Origin of the sequence: Holdemania sp. 1001302B_160321_E10 (genome assembly GCF_015552275.1) — a bacterium.
Lineage (GTDB): Bacteria > Bacillota_I > Bacilli_A > Erysipelotrichales > Erysipelotrichaceae > Holdemania.
This window is the reverse complement of record NZ_JADNEM010000033.1, coordinates 20,697-27,719: the sequence shown is the minus strand read 5'-3', so window position 1 is coordinate 27,719 and position 7,023 is coordinate 20,697. Positions and strand designations below refer to the sequence as shown.

6 protein-coding genes are annotated in these 7,023 nt (G+C 54.7%); all 6 read right to left on the bottom strand.

Features of this window, described 5'->3' with window-relative positions:
* Nucleotides 1-147 precede the first annotated feature (147 nt).
* Nucleotides 148-1,119, bottom strand: a complete 972-nt coding sequence (gene xerA / locus I2D94_RS15370; protein WP_195397553.1) for a site-specific tyrosine recombinase/integron integrase — start codon at nucleotides 1,117-1,119, stop codon at nucleotides 148-150.
* On the bottom strand, nucleotides 1,104-2,414 hold the full coding sequence (gene trmFO / locus I2D94_RS15365) for a methylenetetrahydrofolate--tRNA-(uracil(54)-C(5))-methyltransferase (FADH(2)-oxidizing) TrmFO (RefSeq protein WP_195397552.1): 1,311 nt from the start codon (nucleotides 2,412-2,414) through the stop codon (nucleotides 1,104-1,106). Before trmFO ends, xerA begins: the two co-directional genes overlap by 16 nt.
* Nucleotides 2,404-4,431 carry a type I DNA topoisomerase gene (topA, locus tag I2D94_RS15360; RefSeq protein WP_195397551.1) on the bottom strand — a complete coding sequence of 676 codons (2,028 nt, stop codon included), beginning with the start codon at nucleotides 4,429-4,431 and terminating at the stop codon, nucleotides 2,404-2,406. Before topA ends, trmFO begins: the two co-directional genes overlap by 11 nt.
* Before the next feature lie 81 nt (nucleotides 4,432-4,512).
* On the bottom strand, nucleotides 4,513-5,295 hold the full coding sequence (gene dprA, locus I2D94_RS15355; RefSeq protein WP_195397550.1) for a DNA-processing protein DprA: 783 nt from the start codon (nucleotides 5,293-5,295) through the stop codon (nucleotides 4,513-4,515).
* Nucleotides 5,296-5,557: 262 nt separating this feature from the next.
* A complete protein-coding gene (locus tag I2D94_RS15350; protein WP_195397549.1) occupies nucleotides 5,558-6,181 on the bottom strand; it encodes a ribonuclease HII in 624 nt (207 codons plus the stop codon).
* Complete coding sequence (gene ylqF / locus I2D94_RS15345) at nucleotides 6,178-7,023, bottom strand: ribosome biogenesis GTPase YlqF (protein ID WP_195397548.1); 846 nt, start codon at nucleotides 7,021-7,023, stop codon at nucleotides 6,178-6,180. The genes I2D94_RS15350 and ylqF overlap by 4 nt, the downstream gene beginning before the upstream one ends.

The window sequence follows — 7,023 nt, the reverse complement described above, 5'->3', positions numbered from 1 at the left end:
GTTTCTACGGATATTTTAACACTTTTCCCTCATTATCTGGCTCTTTTTTTGTTTCCTTTTACTCTGTTTCTCCTTTTGCTCTGCCCCGATACACATTTTCTTCTTTACCTGCATTTACTTTTACTATTGACCTGATTTTAACTAATTTTAACAGTTTTCCGATTTTTTCAGAATGGATTGTGAATGCGGATGCGCCGCGTCCACCGATTGCTTAAGCCGATCAACGGTCACATGCGTGTAAATCTGCGTCGTTGACAGCGAGCTGTGCCCCAGCAGTTCCTGGACTGTGCGCAGATCGACGCCGTTGTCCAGCAGATGCGTCGCAAACGAATGCCGCAGCATGTGGGGATGCAGCGGCTGGTTCAGTCCCGCATCCTGCCCAGCCTGGGCCAGAATCAGCTGCACCGCCCGCGGAGTGATCGGCGCCCCGCGCTGCGATACAAACACAAAGCCGTGCTCCTCTTTGAGATACAGCGCCCGGGAATCCCGCAGATACCGCATCAGCAGTGTTCTCAAACGTTTATAGAACGGCACGATCCGCTGCTTGTCGCCCTTGCCGGTCACCGTCAGGATCCGCTCATTGAGATCCAGCTCGGCCAGGGTCAGCGAACATACCTCGCTGACGCGCAGCCCGCAGGCATACATCGTTTCCAGAATCGCGCGGTTGCGCAGCGCCGCCGGATCGTTCAGATCGAACGAATCGAACAGCGTCATCATCTGATCAAACGTCAGAAACTCCGGGATCGTGCGGTTGAGCTTGGGCGCGCGCAGCCCCCGCGTCGGGTTGACCTTGACGCCTTTGTATCGGATTAAATAGTGATAAAAGGACCGCAGTGTCGACAACATTCGCGAAAACGAGCTGTCGCTGATCTTGCCGCGGGTAATCTTGCCGCTGCGCAGAAGCGTGACATAATCAAACATCACCGCTTTGTCGACCTGACCGAAATCCGTGATCTTTTTTTCAGCCAGATAGGCTGCGAAGCGTTCCAGATCACGGCCGTAGCTGTCGGCGGTCGCCGGGGAACCACTGCGGCGGGCCACGATGAATTCAACGAATTCCTCAGCCACGCTCATCAGCTGTTTTTTCGCAGCTTCTTCCGGCGTTACTTCGTGTTCCATGTCAGCGACTGCTGAAACTGCGCCAGCTCGTTTAACGCCTGGATGCCATACGCTTCCTTGCGTTCGCTCTTTTTCACTTTCTGCACTAACGGCAGGATGCCGAAGTTCGCGTTCATCGGCTGGAAATGCTTCGGGTCGGCATGCGTGATGTAATGCGCCATCGCGCCGATCATGCATGTCTGCGGAAACGGCTCCGGCGTCAACCCCAGCACAAGCCGGGCGCATTGAAGGCCGGCGTTTAAGCCGCTGGCCGCCGATTCGATATACCCTTCCACTCCGGTCATCTGCCCCGCGAAAAACAGATCTTCGCGCTTGACGGTCTGGTAAGTCGGCCGCAGGCAAAGCGGCGAATTGATATAGCTGTTGCGGTGCATGACGCCGTAGCGCAGGATCTCGCAGTTTTCCAGGCCCGGAATCATCCGCAGAATGCGGCGCTGTTCCGGCCATTTTAAATGCGTCTGGAAGCCGACGACGTTATACATACTCGCGGCGGCGTTGTCCTGGCGCAGCTGCACGACGGCGTAAGGCCGGCTGCCGTCGGGACGTTCCAGACCGACCGGCTTCATCGGGCCGAACAACAAGGTCTTCTCCCCGCGCCGCGCCATTTCCTCAAACGGCATGCAGCCTTCAAAATAAATCTCTTTTTCATGTTCGTGGACAGGCGCGCTTTCCGCGTGGATTAAGGCGTCGTAAAACGCCTCGAACTGAGCTTTGTCCATCGGACAGTTAATGTAATCCGCCTCGCCCTTATCGTAGCGGGACTTGTAATAGGCTTGAGTAAAGTCGATGCTGTCCTTGTCGACGATCGGCGCGGCCGCATCGTAAAAGTAAAAGGATTCCTGATTGAAAAACGCCTGAATCTGCCGGCTCAGCGCATCGCTGGTCAGCGGGCCGCTGGCGATGATACACGGACCTTCCGGGATTTCCGTCACCTCGCGATGAACGACTTCAATTAACGGATGGCCGCTGACTTTTTCCGTCACCGCTTCCGAAAACGCTTCGCGGTCGACCGCCAGCGCGCTGCCGGCCGGCACTTTGTATTGATCCGCAACGCTCATGATGACGGAATCCAGCCGCCGCATTTCCGCTTTCAGCACCCCGACGGCGTTGGTCAGAGCATCGGAGCGCAGCGAGTTGGAACAGACCAGCTCGGCAAACTTGCCGGTCTTGTGCGCCGGCGTCATTTTTTCCGGCCGCATTTCGACTAACGTCACCGCGATGCCCCGCTGTGCCAGCTGCCAGGCCGCCTCGCAGCCCGCCAGCCCCGCGCCGACGACCGTTACCCTACTCGTCATCCTTTTTCTTCCCTTTCCGGCGGAAGGTTGGTTTCTTCTCGCCTTCGATATTTTCAATATGCCGGCACTTCGGGAAATTGGAACAGCCCAGGAAATAGTTGCCGTAGCGGCTTTTGCGCTTGAGCAGCTCACCGCCGCATTCCGGACAGATCTTGCCGGTCGGCTCCGGTTTTTCTTTTTCCGGCGCTTCAATTTTGCGCGTGTATTTGCATTGCGGATAGTTCAGGCAGCTGATGAACTTGCCGAAGCGGCCGTGACGGATGACTAACTCGCCGCCGCAATCCGGACAGAGCTCGCCGATTTTTTCCGGCTCCATCTTTTCCATATTTTGATAGGCATTGTCGACCAACGGTTCAAATTTGTCGTAGAACTCCTTCAGCGACTGCACGTGATCACGCCCGCCCTCGGCGATTTCATCCAGCTCGGTTTCCATGTTCGCCGTATAGCGGACGTTGATGATCTCGTTGAAGAATTCTTCCAGCTTCTGCGAGGTCAGCTCGCCCTGTTCGGTCGGGAAAAAGACTTTCGTCTTGCTCGATTCGCTGGCTTTCTTCAATTCGACGTAACCGCGCTGCTGGATCGTGTCGATGATCATCGAATAGGTCGACGGACGGCCGATGCCCTCCTCTTCCATTTCCTTGATCAGCCGGGCTTCGGAATACCGCAGCGGCGGTTCCGTAAAGTGCTGATTGCCCAGCAGCGAAACCGGCGTGCATTGCTGGCCTTCACTGAGATCCGGAAGCAGCACGTCCTTGCTGGACTCATAGTCGGAAACCATTTTTAAATAACCGTCGAACGCCAACTGCGTGCCGCTGGCGTTGAAGTCGTAGCCGTTGATCGACAGGACAACGCTGACGGTGTTGGATTTGCTTGGCGCCATTAACGAAGCCACGGCGCGGGCATAAATCAGCTTGTAGAGCTTATACTGATCCGGCGTTAAGTATTTCTTCACCTTGTCCGGCTCATTTTCCAGATTTGTCGGACGGATCGCTTCATGCGCGTCCTGTGAATTTTCATCATTTTTAATCTTGTACTTGCCCCAGTATTCCTTACCGAAGCGACCGACAATAAAATCGTGCGCAGCTTCAATAAAGACGTTGCTTAACCGCGTGGAGTCGGTACGCATATAGGTGATCAGACCTTCGCTGTGATCTTCCAGCTCAACGCCTTCGTACAGCTTCTGCGCGACCTGCATCGTCTTCTTGGCGGAAAAGCTCAGCTTGGTGGACGCTTCCTGCTGCAGCGTCGAGGTGATTAACGGCGGCTTGGCCTCCTTTTTGCGGACCTGCTTCTTTAACGCGGTCACGGTCATCGGTCCCTGGCAGGCAGCCAGCGCCTCGTCAGCCTGTTCCTTATTTTTAATCTCCGCCTTCTTGCCCTGAATCTTGGCTAACGCCGCGCTGAATTCCTTATCGTCCTCTTTGAACTTGGCGTCCAGCGTCCAGTATTCTTCCGGCACGAACGCTTTGATTTCTTTTTCCCGCTCGACGATCAGCTTTAATGCGACCGACTGCACGCGGCCGGCCGACTTGCTGCGAATCTTGGATTTGAGCAGCTTGGACAGCTTAAAGCCGATGATCCGGTCGAGAATCCGACGGGTTTCCTGAGAATGGACGAGGTCCATATCAATTTTACGCGGATGATCAAACGCCTGCAGTACCGCATCCTTGGTGATTTCGTTGAACACGACGCGGTTGTCCTGGTCGACGTCCAGCTTCAATTCGCTGGCTAAATGCCAGGAAATCGCTTCCCCTTCGCGGTCGGGGTCGGTTGCCAGATAGACTTGATCGGCTTTCTTCGCCTTGGCTTTCAATTCTTTGACGGTTTCTTTTTTATCATCGCTGATGCTGTAAGTTGCTTTGAAATTGTCGTTGACGTCAACGCCCAGGCCATCCTTTCCTTTAATGGCCAGATCGCGGATATGTCCCTTGGAGGAAACTACTTCGTAATCCTTACCCAAGTATTTTTCGATTGTTTTTGATTTTGACGGCGACTCGACAATGACTAAATTTTTCATCGTCATCCTCCTTACTACTGAGTCCTTCTCAGTTCCAATAACCTATATTGCCATAACTTCAAGGAAATTACAAATGTCTTTTTAAAATTTCATGGTTTTAACACGGTTTTTACAGGCTTGACGTCGTTCCTGCGGCGTCCGCGTCAGCTGGGAGGGCTCCATTAGAATTTCCGCGCCCTGACTGATCAGCAGGTTGCAGCCCTCGCCTTCCTTATTCATTGCGGGATAGGGCAGACACCAGACCTCCCGGTTCAGCTCGATCGCTTCGTTGACCGTCAGCATCGTGCCGCTGTGAAATCCCGCCTGCATGACGACGATCCGGTCGCTCAGCGCGGCGATCAGCCGGTTGCGCCAAGGAAAGTGATGCTTCAGCGGCGGCGTCTGAGGCGGATATTCGCTCAGCAGCAGATTGGCTTTCGGCAGTTCCGTATATAAATCACGGTTATACGCCGGATAGGGCCGGTCCAGTCCGCAGCCGGCGATTCCGATCGTGCCCCGGCATAACCGCAAGGCTACCCGGTGTGCTGCCCCATCGATCCCCAGCGCCAGCCCGCTGACGATCACCTCGTCCTTTAGCGCCCCGCAGCAGCGTTCCGTCATCGTTAAGCCATAGCGGCAGGCCCGCCGGGAACCGACGATCCCCGTCGCCGGCAGATCGGCTAACGCCAGATTTCCCTGGTAAAACAGAATCCAGGGCGGAAAGCGCAGCTGCCGCAGCAGCGCCGGATACTCCGCGTCCGCCCAGGTCACATACGGAACGGCAATCTCTGCGCAGGGTGGTTTCTCTCCCCGTTTCAGTCCTTCCGTGATCTTTTCCCATTCCCCCTGATAACGCAGGGCCAGCCCTAAAATTTGTTTCCGCATATCTTCACCGAATCCCTTCTATAAAAGATATACGCAGGATTTTCCAAAAATCCTGTTTTTTTTACCAACAGCCCGTTTTTTTTACCGTTAAGCCCAAATCGCATTGAAATCGTACAAGTTTGGTTTTAGAGATTCCGCAGTTCCGGTCCGGCTTTCTCCCAAATCCTCGCGATCCTCAAAAGCAAAAAAATGATCCGGAATAGGCAGACCATTTTCTTTCCTTGTTCAATTCCATTTTTCTAGCGGATAAGAAATATCACGATCAATCCAAATCCAGCGTCATCTGATTCATCCGGGCAACCGGACCGTAGCTTTTGCGGTAGAATGGCAGCACGCCGTATTTCTCCATCGCTTCCAGATGCGCTTTGGTCGGATATCCCTTATGCCTGGCAAAACCGTAGTCCGGATATAAGCGATCGTAGCCCAGCATGATATGATCCCGCACGACCTTCGCCAGAATACTGCCGGCCGCAATCGACAGGCTCTTCTGATCGCCTTTGATGATCGACAGCGTCGGCTTGGCGCAGTGAAGCAGGGGCATCGCGTCGGTCAATACGGCTTCCGCATCAATTTCGCGGGCGATTTCTTCCATCGCTTTCTGCGTCGCCCGGTAAATATTAAGCGTGTCAATTTCTTCCGGGGTGACGATTTTAATCTTGTAGCAGCGGGCTTCCCGCAGGATCAGCGAAAACAGCTTCTCCCGTTTTTTCTCGCTCAGCGCTTTGGAATCGTAGATTTCAGAATTCGCGTAACCGATGTCGAACACGGCTCCCGCCACGACCAACGGCCCGGCAATCGGTCCCCGGCCCGCTTCGTCGATGCCGACGACATGCTTGCCCTGATCCCAGAAGCTGCGCTCATATTCCAATCCAGCCTGATGATTCATGCCGGACGCTCCCAGCTGATCGGTCCCAGCTTATCGTTGCGGATTTCGTTGATCACCATGTCGATCGTGCGCGTGAGGTCTGCCTCGCCCTGCTTATTCAAATGCTTGCGGGCAACGGCGATCTGCGTCAAAAGCGCATAGGGATCCGCGGCGAGGTTCTCCAGCGCGTAGCGTTCCTTTAACCGCTGAGGCTCGTTGGCGCTGAGCCATTTCAGGGCATAGACCACGACCTCCTCCTTCGGTAAGATTTCATCGCGGATCGCGCCGGTCAGCGCAAGATGAAAACCGACGGTCGGATCTTCAAATTTCGGCCACAGCACACCCGGGGTATCAAGCAGCTCGACGTCCTTGTTCAGCTTGACCCACTGCAGGGAACGGGTAACGCCCGGCCGGTCTGCGGTCTGGGCGATCTTCTTGCCTGCGAGCCGGTTGATCATCGTGGACTTGCCGACATTGGGCACGCCGACCACCATCGCGCGGATGGCACGCGGCCGGATTCCCCGGCGGATCATCCGTTCGATTTTTTCCTTCATGACTTCCTTGCAGGCCTGCGTCAGCTTCGGCACAAACGAATCGTGAAGCAGATCGGCGGCGATGACCAGCGTCGTATCGTCCTTCAGCTTCTCGATCCACTGCTGGGTGATTTCCGCTTCGCCTTTATCTTTTTTTGACAGCACGATCAAACGGGGTTTCATCTGGATGATTTCATCCAGCATCGGATTTTTGGAAGACAGCGGAATCCGGCAGTCGCGCAGCTCGATCACTAAATCGACCAGCTTTAAATTTTCCTGCATTTCCCGCCTGGCTTTGGTCATGTGCCCGGGAAACCACTGGATGGTCAT

Bases quoted from the DNA above. Each gene is read 5' to 3' on its own strand.
- dprA (WP_195397550.1), bottom strand. From the start codon at position 5,295: ATGCGGAAACAAATTTTAGGGCTGGCCCTGCGTTATCAGGGGGAATGG.
- trmFO (WP_195397552.1), bottom strand. From the start codon at position 2,414: ATGACGAGTAGGGTAACGGTCGTCGGCGCGGGGCTGGCGGGCTGCGAG.
- xerA (WP_195397553.1), bottom strand. From the start codon at position 1,119: ATGGAACACGAAGTAACGCCGGAAGAAGCTGCGAAAAAACAGCTGATG.
- ylqF (WP_195397548.1), bottom strand. From the start codon at position 7,023: ATGACCATCCAGTGGTTTCCCGGGCACATGACCAAAGCCAGGCGGGAA.
- topA (WP_195397551.1), bottom strand. From the start codon at position 4,431: ATGAAAAATTTAGTCATTGTCGAGTCGCCGTCAAAATCAAAAACAATC.
- I2D94_RS15350 (WP_195397549.1), bottom strand. From the start codon at position 6,181: ATGAATCATCAGGCTGGATTGGAATATGAGCGCAGCTTCTGGGATCAG.